This is a genomic window from Streptomonospora mangrovi (assembly GCF_027604915.1).
In the GTDB taxonomy this organism is placed as follows: Bacteria; Actinomycetota; Actinomycetes; order Streptosporangiales; family Streptosporangiaceae; genus Streptomonospora; species Streptomonospora mangrovi.
This window is the reverse complement of sequence record NZ_JAJAQC010000051.1, coordinates 39,672-57,937: the sequence shown is the minus strand read 5'-3', so window position 1 is coordinate 57,937 and position 18,266 is coordinate 39,672. Positions and strand designations below refer to the sequence as shown.

17 protein-coding genes are annotated in these 18,266 nt (G+C 75.1%); 4 read left to right on the top strand and 13 right to left on the bottom strand.

Going from position 1 to position 18,266, the window contains the following annotated elements; translation table 11 throughout:
* Positions 1-978: DUF4349 domain-containing protein (locus LG943_RS23260; protein WP_270074488.1), on the bottom strand; the 978-nt coding region annotated here is incomplete at its 3' end.
* A gap of 149 nt (positions 979-1,127) precedes the next feature.
* On the opposite strand from LG943_RS23260, the gene hemG reads away from it, so the two are divergent.
* Together hemG and hemQ are read left to right on the top strand one after the other, a co-directional pair.
* A complete protein-coding gene (hemG, locus tag LG943_RS23255; protein WP_270074487.1) occupies positions 1,128-2,618 on the top strand; it encodes a protoporphyrinogen oxidase in 1,491 nt (496 codons plus the stop codon).
* Complete coding sequence (gene hemQ, locus LG943_RS23250; RefSeq protein WP_270074486.1) at positions 2,615-3,343, top strand: hydrogen peroxide-dependent heme synthase; 729 nt, start codon at positions 2,615-2,617, stop codon at positions 3,341-3,343. Before hemG ends, hemQ begins: the two co-directional genes overlap by 4 nt.
* Positions 3,344-3,481: 138 nt before the next feature.
* Here hemQ and LG943_RS23245 read toward each other — a convergent pair whose 3' ends face one another.
* The 3 genes from LG943_RS23245 to msrB all read right to left on the bottom strand — a co-directional run bounded on the left by LG943_RS23245 (position 3,482) and on the right by msrB (position 5,510).
* Entirely contained in the window at positions 3,482-4,243 is a 762-nt protein-coding gene (locus LG943_RS23245; RefSeq protein ID WP_270074489.1) for a CDP-alcohol phosphatidyltransferase family protein, read from the bottom strand.
* Between the two features lie 64 nt (positions 4,244-4,307).
* On the bottom strand, positions 4,308-4,955 hold the full coding sequence (locus LG943_RS23240; RefSeq protein ID WP_270074485.1) for a phosphatidylserine decarboxylase: 648 nt from the start codon (positions 4,953-4,955) through the stop codon (positions 4,308-4,310).
* A 132-nt stretch (positions 4,956-5,087) separates the two neighbouring features.
* Entirely contained in the window at positions 5,088-5,510 is a 423-nt protein-coding gene (gene msrB, locus LG943_RS23235; protein ID WP_270074484.1) for a peptide-methionine (R)-S-oxide reductase MsrB, read from the bottom strand.
* A 202-nt stretch (positions 5,511-5,712) separates the two neighbouring features.
* Here msrB and LG943_RS23230 point away from each other — a divergent pair, with 202 nt between their 5' ends.
* Entirely contained in the window at positions 5,713-6,138 is a 426-nt protein-coding gene (locus LG943_RS23230) for a hypothetical protein (protein WP_270074483.1), read from the top strand.
* Between the two features lie 173 nt (positions 6,139-6,311).
* Here LG943_RS23230 and LG943_RS23225 read toward each other — a convergent pair whose 3' ends face one another.
* The 9 genes from LG943_RS23225 to LG943_RS23185 form a co-directional block, all read right to left on the bottom strand.
* Entirely contained in the window at positions 6,312-7,070 is a 759-nt protein-coding gene (locus LG943_RS23225; protein WP_270074482.1) for a GntR family transcriptional regulator, read from the bottom strand.
* A 259-nt stretch (positions 7,071-7,329) separates the two neighbouring features.
* Positions 7,330-8,136 (bottom strand): dihydrofolate reductase family protein, encoded by an 807-nt coding sequence (locus tag LG943_RS23220; protein WP_270074481.1) that lies wholly within the window; start codon positions 8,134-8,136, stop codon positions 7,330-7,332.
* Between the two features lie 11 nt (positions 8,137-8,147).
* On the bottom strand, positions 8,148-10,280 hold the full coding sequence (glgX, locus tag LG943_RS23215) for a glycogen debranching protein GlgX (protein ID WP_270074480.1): 2,133 nt from the start codon (positions 10,278-10,280) through the stop codon (positions 8,148-8,150).
* 163 nt (positions 10,281-10,443) lie between these two features.
* Positions 10,444-12,081: an acyl-CoA dehydrogenase family protein gene (locus LG943_RS23210; RefSeq protein WP_270074479.1), complete on the bottom strand. Its 1,638-nt coding sequence runs from the start codon at positions 12,079-12,081 to the stop codon at positions 10,444-10,446.
* 178 nt (positions 12,082-12,259) lie between these two features.
* A complete protein-coding gene (locus LG943_RS23205) occupies positions 12,260-12,676 on the bottom strand; it encodes a MerR family transcriptional regulator (RefSeq protein ID WP_270074478.1) in 417 nt (138 codons plus the stop codon).
* A 55-nt stretch (positions 12,677-12,731) separates the two neighbouring features.
* Complete coding sequence (locus LG943_RS23200) at positions 12,732-13,532, bottom strand: sirohydrochlorin chelatase (RefSeq protein ID WP_270074477.1); 801 nt, start codon at positions 13,530-13,532, stop codon at positions 12,732-12,734.
* Between the two features lie 71 nt (positions 13,533-13,603).
* A complete protein-coding gene (locus tag LG943_RS23195; RefSeq protein ID WP_270074476.1) occupies positions 13,604-14,299 on the bottom strand; it encodes a phosphoadenylyl-sulfate reductase in 696 nt (231 codons plus the stop codon).
* On the bottom strand, positions 14,296-14,502 hold the full coding sequence (locus LG943_RS23190; protein WP_270074475.1) for a hypothetical protein: 207 nt from the start codon (positions 14,500-14,502) through the stop codon (positions 14,296-14,298). The genes LG943_RS23195 and LG943_RS23190 overlap by 4 nt, the downstream gene beginning before the upstream one ends.
* Positions 14,503-14,653: 151 nt before the next feature.
* Positions 14,654-16,330 (bottom strand): nitrite/sulfite reductase, encoded by a 1,677-nt coding sequence (locus tag LG943_RS23185; RefSeq protein WP_270074474.1) that lies wholly within the window; start codon positions 16,328-16,330, stop codon positions 14,654-14,656.
* A 477-nt stretch (positions 16,331-16,807) separates the two neighbouring features.
* On the opposite strand from LG943_RS23185, the gene LG943_RS23180 reads away from it, so the two are divergent.
* On the top strand, positions 16,808-18,247 hold the full coding sequence (locus LG943_RS23180; RefSeq protein WP_270074473.1) for a YihY/virulence factor BrkB family protein: 1,440 nt from the start codon (positions 16,808-16,810) through the stop codon (positions 18,245-18,247).
* The last annotated feature ends 19 nt before the right edge of the window (positions 18,248-18,266 follow it).

Below are 18,266 nucleotides of genomic sequence, written 5' to 3'. Positions count from 1 at the left end.
GCCGGCGCCCGGCCCCGCCTCGGCGCCCCCGGCCGCCTTCGGCGCGGCACCGCCGCCGCGCGCGGGCCGCGCGCCGCGCCGCCGGCGCCACAGCAGCCAAGCCGGCACGCCCACCAGCGCCGCGAGCACCGCGAACGGCAGCAGCCAGCCCGCCGCCACCGCCAGCGCGCCGCCCAGCCCCACCAGTGCCCGCCACCCGCGCTCCAGGCCGCCCAGGAACCCGATGGTGTCGTCGTCGGGGTCGGCCACGTAGGTCTCCGGCGGCATCAGCTCCAGGTTCACCGTGCTGTAGGCCACCTGCTCGGCCAGTGCCTCCTGGCGCGCCTGGAGCGACTCCAGCTCCTGCTGGCGGGTGCTGATCTCCGCCTCCACGGCCAGCACCTCCTCGACCGTCTCGGCGTCCGCCAGCAGGTCGCGCAGCCGGTCCAGCGACGCCTCGGCCGACTCCACCCGGCTGTCGACGTCGGCGACCTCCTCGGTGACGTCCGCCACCCGCCGGTCCAGGCTGGACTGGCTGCCCAGGGCGGCCAGCTCGTCCAAGGCGTCCTCGTAGCGGTCCTGGGGCACCTGGAGCGTCAGCGACGCGTAAGGGGCGTCGCCCTCGTCGGCGTGCACGCTCTCGGCCGAGACGTAGCCGCCGGCGTCGGCCACCCACTCCCCGGCGCGCTCGGCCGCCGCGTCGACGTCGTCGACCTCCACCCGCAGGTCGGCGGTGTACACCAGGTCGCGGTCGGCCAGGGGGACGTCGCCGGACAGCCCGGCCGAGCCGTCGGCGGCCTCGCCGCCGCCGGGCGCCTGGGCCTCGGGCGGCGCCTCCTGCGCCACACCGGGTTCGGGCGCCTCGCGCGAGGCGTCGGCGCCGCCGGAGGAGGAGGTGGCCGAGCACCCGGCCACGAGAGCGAGCAGCAGGATCGGCGCGGCCGCCGCGCCCCGGAGGAGGGGGCGGCGCGCGCGGGCACGGGCGCGTGTGTCCGACATGCCGCTACGACGCGCCGGGCCGCCCCGGCGTTGCGCGGCGCGCGTTGCGGGTTGGTCACGGCAGCGGGGGCGCGGGGCGGCGCGCGGCGCCCGCGCCCCCGGCGGCGACCCCGTGCGCGCCCGCCCCGGGTATCTGGAAAGCTGGGGGTATGCAGCGCCAACCCCACGTCGTCGTGGTGGGGGCCGGGGTGTCCGGCCTGACCGCCGCCCACCGGCTCACCCGCTCCGGGTTCCGGGTCACCGTGCTGGAGGCGGCGCCCCGGGTGGGCGGCAAGCTGCACGCCTCGCCGGTGGCCGGGGTGCCGGTCGACGCCGGCGCGGAGTCGGTGCTGGCGCGCCGGCCCGAGGCCCTCGACCTCATCACCGAACTCGGGCTCGCCGACCGCCTGGTGCACCCCGCGCCGGTCGCGGCGAGCATCTACAGCCGGGGCCGGCTGCGGCCCTTCCCCGCCGTCCAGGTCATGGGCGTGCCCGGCGACCTCGCCGGCCTCGCCCGCAGCGGCGTGCTCTCGCCCCTGGGCACCCTGCGCGCCGGCTTGGACCTGCTGCTGCCGCCCACGCCGCCGCGCGGCGACGTGTCGGTGGCCGGCCACATCGGCGCCCGCATGGGCCGCGAGGTGGTCGACCGCCTGGTGGAGCCCATGCTCGGCGGGGTCTACGCCGGGCGCGCCGAGCGGCTGTCGCTGGCGGCCACCCTGCCGCAGATCGCCGAGGCCGCCCGCGCCGAGCGCTCCCTGCTGCGCGCGGTGGGCCGCGCGGCGGCCCGCCAGCGCCGCGAGCGCGAACGCGCCCCCGGCCCCCGGCCGGTGTTCGCGTCGCTGCGCGGCGGGGTGTCCGTGCTGGTCGACGAACTCGCCCGCCGGTGCGGCGCCGACGTCCAGACCTCGGCCACCGTCCGGGCGCTAACCCGCACCCCCGGCGGCTGGCGGCTGGCCGTGGGCGCCGCCGCGCCCGACGCACCGCGCCAGGCGCCCCGCGAGGTCGCCGCCGACGGCGTGGTGCTGGCCTGCCCCGCACCGGCCGCCGCCCGCCTGCTGGGCGACCTCGCCCCTGACGCCGCGCGCGACCTGGCCGGGATCGAGTACGCGAGCATGGCCATCGCCACCCTGGCCTACCCCGCCGCCGCGTTTGCCGACCCGCCCCGCCAGAGCGGGTTCCTGGTGTCCTCCCGCGAGGGGCTGGCGATCAAGGCGGCCACCTTCAGCAGCGTGAAGTGGCCGTGGCTGGCCGAGGAGCTGCGCGCGGCCCACCCCGGCGAGGAGTGGGTGGTGGTGCGCTGCTCGATCGGCCGCGCCGGCGAGACCGCCCTGCTCCAGCGCCCCGACGACGACCTGGCCGCCCTGGCGGCGGCCGACCTCGCCCGCGTCAGCGGCGTCGCGGGCGCGCCCGCCCAGACCCGGGTGACCCGCTGGGGCGGCGGGCTGCCGCAGTACGACGTCGGCCACACCGAGCGCGTGGCCCGCGTCCGCGCCGCCGTGGCCGCCCACCCCGGCCTCGCCCTGTGCGGCGCGGCCTACGACGGCGTGGGCATTCCGGCCTGCGTCGCGGGCGCCACCCGCGCCGCCGCCGACCTCGCCGCGGCCCTGCCCGGCGCGCCCACCACCCACGACCACACCGACGAGACAAGGAGCCTTCCGTGACAACGGGGCAGCACCACAGCCAGCAGCAGGACCCGGCCGGCGGCGCGGGCGAGCAGGACCTCAACTCCCTGATCCGCTACACCATGTGGTCGGTGTTCAAGGCCGGGGACCTGGCCGACGCCGACCGCGCCGCGCTGGGCGAGGAGGTCGCCGCGCTGTTCGACGGCGGCGCCGACAAGGGCGTGACCACGCGCGGCTGCTACGACGTGCAGGGCTTCCGCGCCGACGCCGACATGATGTTCTGGTGGATCGGGGAGACCTCCGAGGCCGTGCAGGACATGTACGCGTCCTTCCGCCGCACCCGCCTGGGCCGCGCCAGCACCCCGGTGTGGTCGGTGGTGGGCCTGCACCGGCCCGCGGAGTTCAACCGGGGCCACGTGCCGGCGTTCCTGGCCGGCGAGGAGCCGCGCGACCACCTGTGCGTGTACCCGTTCGTGCGCTCCTACGAGTGGTACCTGCTGCCCGACGAGGAGCGCCGCGCGATGCTGGCCGAGCACGGCCGCATGGCCGCGCCCTACCCCGACGTGCGCGCCAACACCGTCTCGACCTTCGCGCTCAGCGACTACGAGTGGCTGCTGGCCTTCGAGGGCGACGAACTGCACCGCATCGTCGACCTGATGCGCCACCTGCGCGCCGCCGAGGCGCGGCGGCACACCCGCCTGGAGGTCCCCTTCTACACCGGCCGCCGCAAGAGCGCGGTGGAGCTGGTGGAGTCGCTGGCCTGAGGCCCTGATCTCCCCGGGCGGCCCGGCGGGGCCCCCCGGACCGGGGGACCTGCCCGCCCCTCCGGCCCCGGTCCGGCGGGGACTGGCGGGCCCCCGCCCGCGCGGGCGGGGGCACGGCAGCGGCGGGCTGGGCGCCGCTCAGGGGCTCTTGGCCGGGGCCGGCGCCGGGGTGTGCCGCCGTGCGGCCACCAGGTGGACCGGCACCGCCAGCACCAGGCACAGCAGCAGGCCGCCGCCGGAGTAGAGGAGCAGGCCGCCGCCGGGGGCGTCCAGCGCCCACGCGGTCAGGCACCCCGCGCTGACGACGATCCAGCCCAGCACGGCGTAGGCGAGCCGGCCGCGCGGCTTGGGGTAGGCCACCCGGCTGACCATCAGCCAGGCCACCACCGCCACGGCCGCCGCGCCGGCGTAGACCGGCGGGTCCAGCAGCACCACGGTGATCACCGCCATGGCGCCGAAGGGGCTGGGCAGCCCGGTGAAGGTGCTGCTGTCGGGCGCCTGGCAGGAGAACCGGGCCAGGCGCACCACCACCGCCAGCAGGACCGCCGCCGCGGCGGCCAGCGCCACGGCGCGGTGCAGCACACCGCCGTCGCCCGCCAGCGTCCCCCAGGCCACCACGAAGAACGCCGGGGCGAACCCGAAGCTGATGACGTCGGCGAGGTTGTCCAGTTCGGCGCCCATCCCGCTGCCGCCCAGGCGGCGCGCCACCCGGCCGTCGAATAGGTCGCACCCGGCGGCCACCAGCAGCAGGGCCACGGCCGCGGCGACGGCCCCGCGCTCCAGCGGGCCCTCGCCGCCGGCCGCCACGTGCGCCGACTGGGCGGCGGCCAACTGCCACACGGCCATGAACCCGCACAGGGCGTTGCCCAGGGTCAGGTAGTCGGCCAGGGCCAGCCGCAGCCGGGGCGCGTCCTCGGCTGCGCCGGCCGGCGCAGCCGAGGAGCTTGAGCCGGCGGCCGGGTCCTCAGTCGCGGTCGAGGCGGGTCTGGCCGGCCCAGACGCGCTGTCCGACCGCCACCGCCGGGGCGATGCCGGCCGGAAGATAGACGTCGACACGCGAGCCGAACCGGATGAGGCCGATCCTCTGTCCCTGCTCCACGGCCTGGCCTTCGGTGAGATACGGGACGATACGCCGGACCATCGCGCCGGCGATTTGGATGACCGTGACCTCACCGATCGCGGTGTCGAGGGTCCAGATGACGCGCTCATTCAGCTCGCTGTCCTTGTCGAATGCGGGTCGGAAGCCGCCGGGCCGGTGCTCGACCCGCCTGACCACCCCGTCCAGCGGTGCGCGGTTGACGTGCACGTTGAGGGGGTTCATGAAGACGGCCACGCGCGTGCGGCCGTCGGGCTGGGGGTCGATGCTCTGCACGACGCCGTCGGCCGCGCTGATGAGGCGGCCCTGGGCGGGGCCGCGCTCGGGGTCGCGGAAGAACCACACCATGCCCGCGGCGAGCAGGCCGGCCGGTACCGCCAGCGGCCGGGCGCGCCGCACCAGGACGGTCGCGCCGGCCAGGGCGAGGGCCGGGAGCAGCCAGGGGGCCGACCCCCGGGCCAGGGGGAGTCGGCCGCGTGCGGCGGGGACCGGGGTCGGTGCGTCGTGGAGCGGCATCGGCTGCTTTCAGTCGGCGGTAAAGGACCTGCTGCGGCGCGGACCCCGCCGGGCGGGGGGCGCGGAGAGGACACGATCGTAACGGCCGGAGAACGCTCAAGCACCGGCCGGGTGAATCCGTGAAGGAGGATGCTATTGCACGTTGTCGTCGGGCTCCAGCGTGAGCGCGATCGAGTTGATGCAGTAGCGGTCGTCGGTGGGCGTGTCGTAGCCCTCGCCGTGGAAGACGTGGCCCAGGTGGGAGTCGCAGGCGGCGCAGCGGACCTCGGTGCGCACCATGCCCAGCGAGCGGTCCTCGTGCAGGGTCACGGCGTCGCTGCGGGCGGGGTCGAAGAAGCTGGGCCAGCCGCAGTGGGACTCGAACTTCTCGGTGGAGCGGAACAGTTCGGTCCCGCAGGCGCGGCAGCGGTACACCCCGGCGGTGGTGGTGGAGACGTACTCGCCGGTCCACGCGCGCTCGGTGGCGCCTTGGCGCAGCACGGCGTAGGACTCGGGGTCGAGGACGCGCCGCCACTCCTCCTCGGACCGGGTGACCGGTGCAGGTGTTTCGTCCATACCGGTGACGCTACCGGCATTTACGGTGTTTGGGGCTGCCGACCGGTCGATCGGACCGTCATTTCGTGATCAATGCCCCTTAAGGGATACATGCCTGTTTCCCTTGCTCTGCGGCGTTCGCGGCGTTGGCGGCCGGGTACGGACCCTCCCGAGGCTATTGGCAGCCGGGAGTGTGACAATGCTGGTTTCGTATCGACAGCCATTGGACCACCGACAGCCGCTCCGTGTGGGGTGGGCCCGCTACTGCCGCCTCTGGGTGGACCACCACGCCGACCTGCTCCGCGCGCGGACCAGGCCGGTGTGGGGTCCGATCGCCGGGGCCGCGTCCGAGGTCGCCTGGGTCGGCCGGCTCACCGCCGGTTCGGTGGCCGCGCGGCTGGCGCGCGCCCGGCCGGGTCCCTGGACCGACGGCCGGTTGTTCGCCCTGGTCCTGGTGATCGCCCTCGGTTCGCTCGCCGTCGCCACCGTGCTGGGGTTCGCCCTGGCCGAGTGGCTGGCGGCGGACGGACCCGACGACGTCCTCCCCGCCGCGGGCGGGGCGGTCGTGGTCGGCGGGGCGCTCAGTGTCCTGGTGTTCGTCGTCTTCGCCTCGGCGGAGGCGGAGCGGCCAGACTCCGAGAAGGGGTAGCGACACGTGGCGGCAACCCGGGGCCCGGTCCGCTCGCGGACCGGGCCCCGGCGCCGCCGCCCCGGGCGCGTTCGGGCACGCCGCGCCCGCCGCGCGGGGCACCGCACCCGGCGGTCGGCGGTGCGGCCCACCGCGCGCGCCTCCTCGCGCGGCTTTGCGCGGCCCCGCGCGGCTCAGGCGTCGAAGTCGTACTGGAGGACGTAGGCCGAGCCGTCCAGGGTCATCTCGTTGAACTCCACGGCCTCGTGCTCGGCGGTCAGGGCGGTGCGCAGCACGTCCATCACCGGGGTGCCCGGGCTCAGCCGCAGCTCGCGCGCCTCGTCGGGCGTGGGCATGCGCACCCGGATCTCCTCGGTGAAGTGGGCCGGCGCCCGGCCCAGTTCGGCCAGCCGCGCGTAGATGCCGCCGGGGCCGGTGTCGGCCTCGGCGATGGCCGTGCCCGCCGCCAGCTTGGCCGGCAGGTAGGAGGTGGCCAGTTGCATGGGCCGCCCGCCCAGGCGGTACCGGCGGTGGCGCCGTACCACGAGGGTGTCCTCGGCCAGCCCCAGCGCCTTGGCGACGTAGCCGGGCGCGGGGACCTCGCCCACCTCGATGCTGTCGGTCTCGAAGTCGCCGTCGGGGGCGTCGGCCTGCCACACCGCGCGCCCGCTGCCCCACAGCGCCCGCGACAGCCGCCGCGGCCCGTGCCGGCGCAGCGGGCGGAACGCGCGCACGTAGATGCCCGAGCCCCGGATCGCCACCACGATGCCCTCGTTGATGAGCACCGACAGCGCCTGGCGGGCGGTGGCGCGGGCGACGCCGTACTGCTTCATCAGGTCGTTCTCGCCCGGTACGCGGGCTCCGTCGGAGAGCCGGCCCGACCGGATCTCCTCGCGCAGCGTGTCGGCGATCTCGCGGTAGACCGGGGGTGAGTCGTTATCGGACGTCGCCACGGCGTTCATCCTCTCGCCCGTAATGTGCGATGGCCCGACCGAGGTGTCGGCGACCGAGGGGCTGGGCGGGCGCGGCACTCGCTCGCGGCGGCCGGGGGAAGCGGTGGGGGAGTCGAGTCATGGACGGCCCCGTTCGGGGGGTTGTGTGCCAGGAAACCACAATCCGGGTATGTCCGATTGACCGACCCTTTATGCGCAATCGGGCATGAGTGGTCCGTGGCCACATCCGGCATCCCGTTTCCCGCCGTTCACTCCGGGTTCACCCCGTGGTGCGGTCCGGATCGTCGAACGCCTTGCGGTAGCGCAGGAACAGCGAGTCCTCCGACTCCAGCACCGCCGCCAGCCGCAGGTCCTGGGTGTGGGAGGGCGCGCCGCCCGCCACGATCCGCGCGGCCGCCGGACCCAGCAGGTGCGGGCTCACCGTCAGGCACAGCTCGTCCAGCAGCCCGGCCGCCGCGAACTCCGCCAGCAGGTGCGGCCCGCCCTCGGTGAGCACCCGCACCAGCCCGCGCGCGCCCAGTTCGGCCAGGACCGCCTCGGGCGCCACCGACTCCTCCCCGGCCACCACCACGTCGGCGCCGCGCGCGGCGGCGGCCCGCCGCCGCTCCGCCGGCGCCGACTCGGTGGTGAACACGATCGTGGGCGCCTCGGGCGGCGCCTTCTCCAGCACGTCGGGGTGGACGTCCAGCGTGCGGGTCACCAGCGCCAGGGGAGGCGTGGCGGTGCGCCCCGCCCGCAGGTCGCCCCACACCTCGCGCGGCCGCACCGGCCGGTAGCCCTCGATGCGCGCCGTGGCCGCGCCGGCCAGCACCACGTCGGCGTGGGCGCGCAGCACCGACATCAGCGCGCGGTCGGGCGGCGAGGACAGCTCGGCGGTGCGGCCCGAGGGCCCCCACGCCCCGCCGTCGGCGCTGGCCACCATGTTGGCCCGCAGCCAGGGCCCCGCCAGGCCGGCGGGGTAGGCGTAGGCCGCGGCGAGGTCGACGTCGGCGGCGGGCTCGGGCAGCAGCGCGCGGAAGCGGGGCGCGCCGGGGGCGGTGGCCGGTGCGGCGGAATCGGAGGTCATGCCTTGGAAGGTTAGACGCCCCGGCCCGGCTCCGGCTCGTTGTGCGACACGCGCCGCAGCACCACCAGCGCCTTGTCGATCACGTCCACCGCCTGCCCGGCCGGCACGAACGGGCGGTCGGCCACGTCGGGCTCGGCGGTGTCCAGCACGGTCTCCCAGGCGATCCCGTACTCCTCCCCGGGCAGGGTGAACTCCACCGCCTCGGTGCCGCTGTTGAGCAGCAGCAGGAAGGAGTCGTCGGAGACGGCCCGGCCGCGCGGGTCGGGCTCGCTGATGGCGTCGCCGTTGAGGAACACCCCCAGGGCGTGCCCGCCCGACCCCCAGTCCTGGTCGCCCATGGGCCGGCCGTCGGTGCGCAGCCAGGCGATGTCGGGCAGCCCGCCGTCGCCGGAGAACCGGCCCTGGAAGAACCGGCGGCGCCGGAAGACCGGGTGCTCGCGGCGCAGCCGCGCCAGCTCGCGCACGAACTCCAGCAGGTCGGACTCCTCGTCGGCCCGCTTCCAGTCGATCCAGGCCAGCTCGTTGTCCTGGCAGTAGGCGTTGTTGTTGCCGCCCTGGGTGCGGCCGATCTCGTCGCCGTGGGAGAGCATCACCACGCCCTGGGAGAAGAACAGCGTGCTGAGCAGGTTGCGGACCTGGCGGCGGCGCACGGTGACGATCTCGGGGTGCTCCGAGGGCCCCTCGACGCCGTGGTTGGAGGAGCGGTTGTCGTCGGTGCCGTCGCGGTTGTCCTCGCCGTTGGCCTCGTTGTGCTTGTGGTCGTAGGACACCAGGTCGGTGAGGGTGAACCCGTCGTGGCAGGTGACGAAGTTGATCGAGGCGTAGGGGCGGCGGCCGTCGTCCTGGTAGAGGTCGCTGGAGCCCGACAGCCGCGAGGCCAGTTCGGGCACCACCGGCTCCCCGCGCCAGAAGTCGCGCACGGTGTCGCGGTACTTGCCGTTCCACTCCGTCCACAGCGGCGGGAAGTTGCCCACCTGGTAGCCGCCCGGACCCACGTCCCAGGGCTCGGCGATCAGCTTGACCTGGGAGATCACCGGGTCCTGCTGCACGATGTCGAAGAACGTGCTCAGCCGGTCCACGTCGTGGAACTCCCGGGCCAGCGCCGAGGCGAGGTCGAACCGGAACCCGTCGACGTGCATCTCGGTCGCCCAGTAGCGCAGGGAGTCCATGATGAGCTGGAGGGCGTGGGGGTGGCGCACGTTGAGGCTGTTGCCGCAGCCGGTGTAGTCCAGGTAGTAGCGCGGGTCGTCGTCGGCCACCCGGTAGTAGTTGAGGTTGTCGATGCCGCGCAGCGAGAGGGTCGGCCCCATGTGGTCGCCCTCCATGGTGTGGTTGTAGACCACGTCCAGCAGCACCTCGATGCCGGCCTCGTGCAGCGACTTCACCATGGCCTTGAACTCCTGCACCTGCTCGCCGCGCGACCCGTTGGCGGCGTAGCGGCTGTGCGGGGCCAGGTAGGCCAGGGTGTTGTAGCCCCAGTAGTTGGTCAGGCCGCGCGCCACCAGCGCGTGCTCGGGCACGAACTGGTGCACCGGCATCAGCTCCACCGCCGTGACCCCCAGCGACGACAGGTAGTCGATCATCGCCGGGTGGGCCAGGCCGGCGTAGGTGCCGCGCTGGTGCTCGGGGATCTCGGGGTGGCGCATGGTCAGCCCGCGCACGTGCGTCTCGTAGATGACGGTCTCGTGGTAGGGGATCTGCGGCCGGGCGGAGTTGCCCCAGTCGAAGAAGGGGCTGACCACCACGCACTTGGGCACATAGGGCGCGCTGTCGTTGTCGTTGCGCCGCTCCGGGTCGTCGAAGTGGTAGCTGAACAGCGACTCGTGCCAGGTGATGTCGCCGTCGATGGCCTTGGTGTAGGGGTCCACCAGGAGCTTGTTGGGGTTGCAGCGCCGGCCGTGCTCAGGGGCGTAGGGGCCGTGCACCCGGTAGCCGTAGCGCTGGCCCGGCCCCACACCGGGCAGGTACCCGTGCCAGACGTAGCCGTCGTTCTCGGTCAGCGTGACGCGGGTCTCGGTGTCCTCGTCGTCGAACAGGCACAGCTCCACCTTGTCGGCGGCTTCGGAGAACAGCGAGAAGTTCGTCCCCGACCCGTCGTAGGTGGCGCCGAGGGGGTAGGCGGTACCGGGCCAGACTTCCACCATGGCAAGCAATCTCGTTTCTCATACGTCCGATGACGAAGTGGTTCTTCCGTCGAGTCCGGGGGAGTATTCCTGAACTTGCGCAAACTTGCCGGTCTTTCGGGCAACCGGGCCGGCTCCGGTGCCCGCCGGGGGAGCGCGCCGGGCGCGGGCCGGCCGCGCCAGCTCAGGCCGGCCGGGGCCGGGCGCGCTCGATGACGGCGGCGGTGTCGGTGCCGCGCGGCAGGCCGCCGAACACCCGGCCCGAGCCGGTGCCCAGGCGGGTGCCCACGAACGCGTCGGCCACCGCCGCCGGGGCGTGGCGCAGCAGCAGCGCCGCCTGGAGCAGCAGCGCCATCTCCTCTACCAGGGTGCGGGCGCGGAACTCCGCCTCCTCGGGGTCGGCCAGATCGTCCAGCAGCCGCTTGAGCGCGGCGTCGAAGCGGGCGTCGGCGCCCTCGGCCAGCCGCAGCTCGGCCGTGAACGCCTCGGCGCTGTCGGGGGTGCGGGCCAGGGCGCGCAGCACGTCCAGCGCCGCGACGTTGCCCGACCCCTCCCAGATGGAGTTGAGCGGGGACTCGCGGAACAGCCGGGGCATGCCCGACTCCTCCACGTAGCCGTTGCCGCCCAGGCACTCCAGCGCCTCGGCGGCGTGCGCGGGCAGCCGCTTGGTCACCCAGAACTTGCCGACGGCCACCGCCACCCGGCGGAACGCCGCCTCGGCGGCGTCGCCGCGCACGGCCCGGTCGGCGGCGCCGGCCAGCCGCGTCATCAGCGTGGTCGCGGCCTCCGACTCCAGCGCCAGGTCGGCCAGCACGTTGCGCATCAAGGGCTGATCTATCAGCGGGCGGCCGAACGCGCGGCGGTGCTGGGCGTGGTGCACGGCCTGCACCAGGCCGGCGCGCATGCCCGCCGCCGAGCCGATGACGCAGTCCAGCCGGGTGCCGTTGACCATCTCGATGATGGTGGGCACCCCTCGCCCCGGCTCGCCGACGCGCCACGCCAGCGCGCCGTCGTACTCCACCTCGGCCGAGGCGTTGGAGCGGTTGCCCAGCTTGTCCTTGAGCCGCTGGAGCAGCATGGGGTTGCGGGTGCCGTCGGGCAGCACCCGGGGCACCACAAAGCAGGTCAGGCCCTCCGGCGCCTGGGCCAGTGCCAGGAACACGTCGCTCATCGGCGCCGAGGTGAACCACTTGTGCCCGGTCAGCAGGTAGGTGCCGGGTTCGGCGGCGGGCACCGCGCGGGTGGAGTTGGCCCGCACGTCGGAGCCGCCCTGCTTCTCGGTCATCGACATCCCCGCCAGGATGCCGCGCTTGGCCTGGGGCGGGCGCAGGCCGAAGTCGTAGGCGCGGGCGGTCAGCAGCGGCTCCAGCCGCGCCGCCAGTTCGGGGGCGTGGCGCAGCGCGGGCACCGCGGCATACGTCATCGACACCGGGCAGCCGTGGCCGCTCTCCACCTGCGACCACACGTAGAACTTCGCGGCGCGGGCGACGTGGGCGCCGGGGCGGGAGTCAGCCCACGGTGCGGCGTGCAGGCCCCGCGAGACGGCGGTGTCCAGCAGCACGTGCCAGGCGGGGTGGAAGTCGACCTCGTCGACGCGGTGGCCGTAGCGGTCGTGGGTGCGCAGCACCGGGGGGTGGGTGCCGGCCTGCTCGCCCCAGGCGCGGGCGCGGGCGGTCCCGGCCAGGCGCCCCAGCTCGTGGACCTCCTCGGCCGCCCAGCCCGCCTCCTCGCGCTCCAGGCCCGCCGCCAGCGCGGCGTCGGCGGCGACGTCGTGGTCCTCCAGCGGCTCGGCCTGGTTGACGACCTCGTGGGTGGGCGGCATGGCGGCCTTTCCGTTCGACAACTCCCGAACGCGGTTCGGGCCGTACCGCGCCCAGACTAACGCCTCGTCGCGCGGCCCCCGGCGCACGGCCCGGCGGCGGTGCAGCGGAAAAGGCGCCCGCGCGCGGCCGGCGCGGCCCGCACGGCCGGCACAGCCCGCGCGGTGCGCCCCGGTGCCTTCAGCGCGCGGCCGGGGCGGGCTCGGGCACGTCGGCGGGCGCGGCCGAGCGCACCGCCAGCACGCCCTCGTAGTAGGCGATCTTGTGCTCGATCGCCTCCTGGGTGCGGCGCAGTTCGGCCATCTGCTCGGCGACGTGCTCGGCGTGGTCGCGCAGCACCTCCACCCGGCGCGGGATGGTGGAGTCGCCCGCGCGCACCAGTTCGGCGAACCCGCGCAGCCGGGAGATCGGCATGCCGGTGTCGCGCAGGCAGCGCACCAGGCCCAGCAGTTCGACGTCGGCGGCGCGGTAGCGGCGGTGGCCGCTGGTGGACCGCTCCACCTCGGTGAGCAGGCCCTCGCGCTCGTAGTAGCGCAGGGTGTCCAGGCTCAGGCCGAAGCGCTCGGCGACCTCGCCGGGGGTGTAGTAGTCGCTCATGCCCACATCATCACCCCTCGGCGCCGGGCGCGCCAGCGCCGAGGGGCGGACGGCGCTACCCGGGAGCCCCGGGGGCGGCCGAGGCGCCCACCGCGCCGGCGGCGGGCACCCTGCCCAGCGCGGCGTCGTAGCGGCGCAGCACCACCTCGGCCAGTTCGGGGGCGTCGCCCAGCGCGGGCGCCACCGCCGCCGCGCCCGCCGCCAGCGCCTGGTCGGCGACCCGGTCGGCGAAGAAGCCCGGCGCCAGCAGGTAGCCGGCCACCGCCACGCGGCGCGCCCCCCGCGCGCGCAGCCGCGCCACGGCCTGCCCCGGCGTCGGCGCGGCCGCCGAGGCATACGCCGGCACCACCGCGCGCCAGGGCGCGCGCCGGGCCAGCGCCTGGGCCATGCGCGCGATCACCGCGTTGGCCGCCGGATCGCTGGAGCCGGCCGAGGCCAGCACCAGGGCGGTGTCGGGGCCGGGCGCGGCGCCGGCCTCGGCCAGCCGCCGCTCCAGCGCGGCCAGCAGCAGCGGGTGCGGCCCCAGCGTCGCGCCGTAGGCCACCCCCAGCCACGGGCAGGACTCCCGCACCCGCGCCAGCACCGCCGGCAGGTCCACCTTGCTGTGGTAGGCGGCGGTCAGCAGCGCCGGCAGCACCACCGCCCGGCCGGCGCCCTCGGCGGCCAGGGCGCGCAGCGCGTCCTCGGCGCCGGGGGCCACGTGGTCGAGGTAGGCCACGCGCACGTCCAGGCCGGGGCGCAGCCGCCGCACCCGTGCGAACACCGCCTCCACGGCCTCGGCCGAGCGGGGGTCGGCGCTGCCGTGCGCCACCGCCACCAGCGGGACGTCGCGCGGCGCCTCCTGGCGTGTGTCCACCGGTCCTCCTTCACCGGGCCGGACGGCCGCGTGTGCGCCGCCGGCCCGCTCGCCCGCCGCGTGACCCCCGTTCAGAGGTGGATCCCGCACTCGGTCTTGCTCAGCCCCGCCCAGCGGCCCGCGCGGGGGTCCTCGCCCGGCGCCACCCGCCGCGTGCAGGGGGCGCAGCCGATCGAGAGGTAGTCGTCGTAGCGCAGCGGGTTGACCAGCACGCCGTTGTCGGCCATGTAGGCGTCCACGTCGTCCTGGGTCCAGCGCGCGATGGGGTTGACCTTCACCATCTGCCGGCGGCGGTCCCACTGCACCACGCCGATGTCGCGCCGGGTGGCGGCCTCGTCGCGGCGCAGGCCGGTCAGCCACGCGGAGTAGGGCTCCAGCGCCCGCTGGAGCGGCTCCACCTTGCGCAGGTGGCAGCAGATGTTGGGGTTGCGCCCGTGCAGCCGGGGGCCGAGGTCGCGGTCCTGCTCGGCGACCGTGCGCAGCGGGGTCACGTTGATCAGGTTGATGGGGTAGATCTGGGCCACCGCGTCGCGGGTGCCGATGGTCTCGGCGAAGTGGTAGCCGGTGTCCAGGAAGATGACGTCGATCCCGGGCACGACCTTGGACGCCAGGTCAACCATGAGCGCGTCGGCCATGGACGAGGTCATGCACAGCCCGTCGCCGAAGGTGTCGGCGGCCCACTGGATGATCTCCTGGGCGCTCGCGTCCTCCAGGTCGGCCGCGGCGCGCTCGGCGAGCCTCTGGCCGTCCTCCAATGTGACGTTCATGCGTTCCCATCCGTTGGTGCCGGGCCCTGCTCCGGGCCGCCGAAGGCGGCCGATCTCAGGCCGATGAACTTCACTCGGAACACCCGCGCGCAGGACAGGCAGGCCCAGGCGTATCCCGCGCCCCGCTCGCCGTCGCCCTCGTGCGGCATCAGGTCCTCGTCGCCGCAGTAGGGGCAGTAGAAGGGGGCTGCGCGCTCACTCATCGCGGCCTCACTGCTCCTCTCCGGCCCTGCGGTGTCGTCGGTGTCGTCGGTCGTGCCGGTGTGCCCGGTGCGGGCGCGGCGCGGGGGCGCCGCGCGGCGCCCGACGGCCGCCCGGGGGCCGCGCCCGCGCCCGGCCCCCGGTGCGCGCCGCTCACTTCAGATCGCCGTCCTCGGCGCGCGCCGCCCACGCGGCGAAGGACTCGTCGGCTGCGCGCTGGTCCAGGAACCGGCGCAGCACCCGCTCGACGTAGTCGGGCAGCTCCTCGGCGGTGGTCTTGAGGCCGCGCACCTTGCGGCCGAAGCTCGCGTTGAGCCCCATGCCGCCGCCCAGGTGCACCTGGAACCCCTCCACCTGGCGGCCCTGGGAGTCGGTCACCAGTTGGCCCTTGAGGCCGATGTCGGCGACCTGGATCCGGGCGCAGGAGTTGGGGCAGCCGTTGAGGTTGATGGTCACCGGTTCGGGGAAGTCGGGCAGCCGCCGCTCCAGTTCGTCGATCAGGTCGGCGCCGCGCGCCTTGGTCTCGACGATCGCCAGCTTGCAGTACTCGATCCCGGTGCAGGCCATGGTCTGGCGGCGGAACACGCTGGGCCGCACCTGGAGGTCCTCGGCCTCAAGCGCGGCCACCACGGAGTCGACCCGGTCGTCGGCGATGTCGAGCAGCACCAGCTTCTGGTCGGCGGTGGTGCGGATGCGGTCCGACCCGTGCTCCTCGGCGATGTCGGCGATGCGGGCCAGCACCGCGCCCGAGACCCGGCCCACGCGCGGGGCGAACCCCACGTAGTTGCGGCCGTCGCGCTGGCGGTGCACGCCGATGTGGTCGCGCTGGAGGTCGGGGCGCAGCTCCACCTCGGGGCCGTCGGGCAGCGCGTAGCCCAGGTACTCCTTCTCCAGCACCTCGCGGAACTTCGCCGCGCCCCAGTCCTTGATCAGGAACTTGATGCGGGCGCGGTGGCGCAGCCGCCGGTAGCCGTAGTCGCGGAAGATGGCGGTGACCCCGGCCCAGACCTCGGTGACCTGGTCGGGCCGAACGAAGGAGCCCAGCCGCTGGGCGAACATCGGGTTGGTCGACAGCCCGCCGCCCACGAACAGGTCGAAGCCGGGGGTGCCGTCGGGGCCGATCACCCCGGCGAAGGCCACGTCGTTGATCTCGTGGTTGGTGCAGTAGGCCGAGCACCCCGACACCGACGTCTTGAACTTGCGCGGCAGGTTGGAGAACAGCGGGCTGCCGATGTAGGTGTCGTAGATCTCGCGGATCTGGGGGGTGGCGTCGACGATCTCGTTCTCGTCGATGCCGGCCAGCGGACAGCCCAGGATCACGCGGGGGGTGTCGCCGCACGCCTCCATGGTCGACAGCCCCACGGCCTCCAGCCGCTCCCAGATGGCGGGCACGTCCTCGACCCGGATCCAGTGAAGCTGGACGTTCTGCCGGTCGGTGACGTCGGCGGTGTCGCGCGCGTAGGTGCTGGAGATCTCGGCGATGGCGCGCAACTGGGCCACCGAGAGCTGGCCGCCGTCGATGCGCACCCGCAGCATGAAGTAGCGGTCGTCCAGCTCCTCGGGCTCCAGCACGGCGGTCTTGCCGCCGTCGATGCCGGGGGCGCGCTGGGTGTAGAGCCCCAGCCAGCGGAACCGGCCCCGCAGGTCGGCGGGGTCGATGGAGTCGAACCCCGCCTTGGAGTAGATGTCGATGATGCGGCGCTGGACGTTCAGGCCGTCGTCGTTCTTCTTGTTCTCTTCGTTCTTGTTGAGGGGTTCGCGGTAGCCGAGGGCCCATTGGCCTTCACCTCGGCGCGGCCGGGAGCCGGTCGTTGCGGACGTGGGAGGCATTACGGGGTCCTCCGAAGCGGATCGCGGGACGGCGCGGGCCGGCGCGAGCGCCACGGCTTACGACCTCGCGGCCCGGCACAACGGTGTGCGCGCGCATCGGCAAGGTTCGGCGTGGGAGGACGTCGGCGCCGCTCGCGCCCCAGAGTGCGGGCGAGTCAGAATACGAAGCGGCCAGATCAACCGACGTGACGACAGATGGCACTGCGGACCCGCAGGAAGTCCACGTGCCGGCGCACGCAGAGCATCGGGTCCAAAGCAGCGATCATGCCTTGACAATGCCACGCCGCGACCGCCGTTGTCCAGATCGCGGGGGCGGCCGGAACCGGTGAATCCCGTCACGCGAAAACCTTCTTATCCTACTCGCTCGGTCGGGAAACGCATCACGTTTCGCCATCGAATCGGCCGTGTCGCCGCCCCGGCAGCCTCGTCGTCCGCCTCCGCCCTTTTCACGGGCCTAGGTTGGGGGATGTGTGGGGCATGCTCAAGCGCGCGGCGCGCGACACGGTCGCGTGGGCGGACCACTGGTGCCAGGCGCACCCGCGGACCGCCCGGGTCGGCGTGCTCGTAGGCCGCACCGCGCGCACCACCGCCCGCACCCGCGTGGTGGGCCTGGCCGCGGAGTCGGCGTTCTTCTCCCTGCTGTCGCTGCCCGCACTGCTGCTGGGGCTGGTCGGCACCCTGGGCCACCTGCGGCCGGTGCTGGGCACCGGCACCGTCCTGGAGATCCGGGTGTGGCTGCTGGACCTGGCCGCCACGGTGCTGACCGCCGACACCGTCGACTCCATCGTCGCCCCGCTGGTGGACGAGTTCCTGGCCGGCGCCGAGACCGGCCTGCTGTCGGTGACCTTCCTGATCTCGCTGTGGTCGGGCTCGCGCGCCATGAACGTCTTCATCGACGCCATCACCATCGCCTACGGCCTGGACGAGTTGCGCGGCTACGTGCGCCAGCGGGTCCTGGCCTTCGTCGCCTACCTGGGCGGCCTGCTGTTCGTGCTCGCCGTGCTGCCCGTCCTGGTCGCCGGCCCCGACCTGGTCCACCGCCTGCTGCCCGCCACCGTGGGCTACCTCAACCTCGCCTACTGGCCCACCGTGGGCGGGCTGTCCACGCTGGCCGTGGCGCTGCTGTACGTGCTCAGCACGCCGGTGCGCACCCCGCTGTGGCGCTACCTGCCCGGCGCCCTGGTGGCGATGGCGGTGCTGCTGGCCGGCTCGGTCCTGCTGCGGCTCTACCTGGACGCCTCCTTCGGCCAGGTCACCATCTACGGCTCGCTGTCGGCGCCCATCGCGATCCTGGCCTGGCTGTGGCTGATGGCCCTGGCGGTGCTCATCGGCTCGGCCCTCAACGCCGAGATCGACGCCATGTGGCCCACCCCGCGCACCGCCGCCGCCCGCGCGCGGATCGCCGCCCGCCGCCACGCCCGCGCGCGGGCGCTGGTGGACCGGCGCGAGGCCGCGCTGCGCAGCGCCGGGCCGGTGCCCGAGCCCGACGACGAGCAGGAGATCACCGCGCGGATGCGGCGGCTGCTGGGGTGGGGCGGCGACCGCTACCTCGGGACCGGCAGGGACACCGGCGACGCCGGCGACGCCGACGCCGTCACCCGGGCCGACCACGGCGCCGACACCCGGGCCGGCGATGACGCGGACACCCGGACCGGCGACGGCGGCGGCGCCCGACCCAGGAGCGGCACCGCTCCCGGCGCCGACGCCGGGACCGGCACGGCCGCCGCCCCCGCGCCCGTGGCGGACGATCCCGCCGGCCCTGGCCCCGCCCCCGGCCCCGAGCCGGCCGACCCCGGCCGGCCGCGCCACCGCATGCCCGAGCAGCCCGACACCCCGCCCGCGCCCGCCGCCGAGCCCGACGCCGGCGCCACCCCGCCCCCGGCGCCCGAGCGCGACCGGCCTCCGGCATCCTCGTAGGGGCGGCGCCCCGCGCGCC

Coding starts and splice junctions, on each gene's coding strand:
- hemG (WP_270074487.1), top strand. CDS start 1,128: ATGCAGCGCCAACCCCACGTCGTCGTGGTGGGGGCCGGGGTGTCCGGC.
- LG943_RS23240 (WP_270074485.1), bottom strand. CDS start 4,955: ATGCCGCTCCACGACGCACCGACCCCGGTCCCCGCCGCACGCGGCCGA.
- msrB (WP_270074484.1), bottom strand. CDS start 5,510: ATGGACGAAACACCTGCACCGGTCACCCGGTCCGAGGAGGAGTGGCGG.
- LG943_RS23220 (WP_270074481.1), bottom strand. CDS start 8,136: ATGACCTCCGATTCCGCCGCACCGGCCACCGCCCCCGGCGCGCCCCGC.
- glgX (WP_270074480.1), bottom strand. CDS start 10,280: ATGGTGGAAGTCTGGCCCGGTACCGCCTACCCCCTCGGCGCCACCTAC.
- LG943_RS23210 (WP_270074479.1), bottom strand. CDS start 12,081: ATGCCGCCCACCCACGAGGTCGTCAACCAGGCCGAGCCGCTGGAGGAC.
- LG943_RS23205 (WP_270074478.1), bottom strand. CDS start 12,676: ATGAGCGACTACTACACCCCCGGCGAGGTCGCCGAGCGCTTCGGCCTG.
- LG943_RS23195 (WP_270074476.1), bottom strand. CDS start 14,299: ATGAACGTCACATTGGAGGACGGCCAGAGGCTCGCCGAGCGCGCCGCG.
- LG943_RS23190 (WP_270074475.1), bottom strand. CDS start 14,502: ATGAGTGAGCGCGCAGCCCCCTTCTACTGCCCCTACTGCGGCGACGAG.
- LG943_RS23185 (WP_270074474.1), bottom strand. CDS start 16,330: ATGCCTCCCACGTCCGCAACGACCGGCTCCCGGCCGCGCCGAGGTGAA.
- LG943_RS23180 (WP_270074473.1), top strand. CDS start 16,808: ATGCTCAAGCGCGCGGCGCGCGACACGGTCGCGTGGGCGGACCACTGG.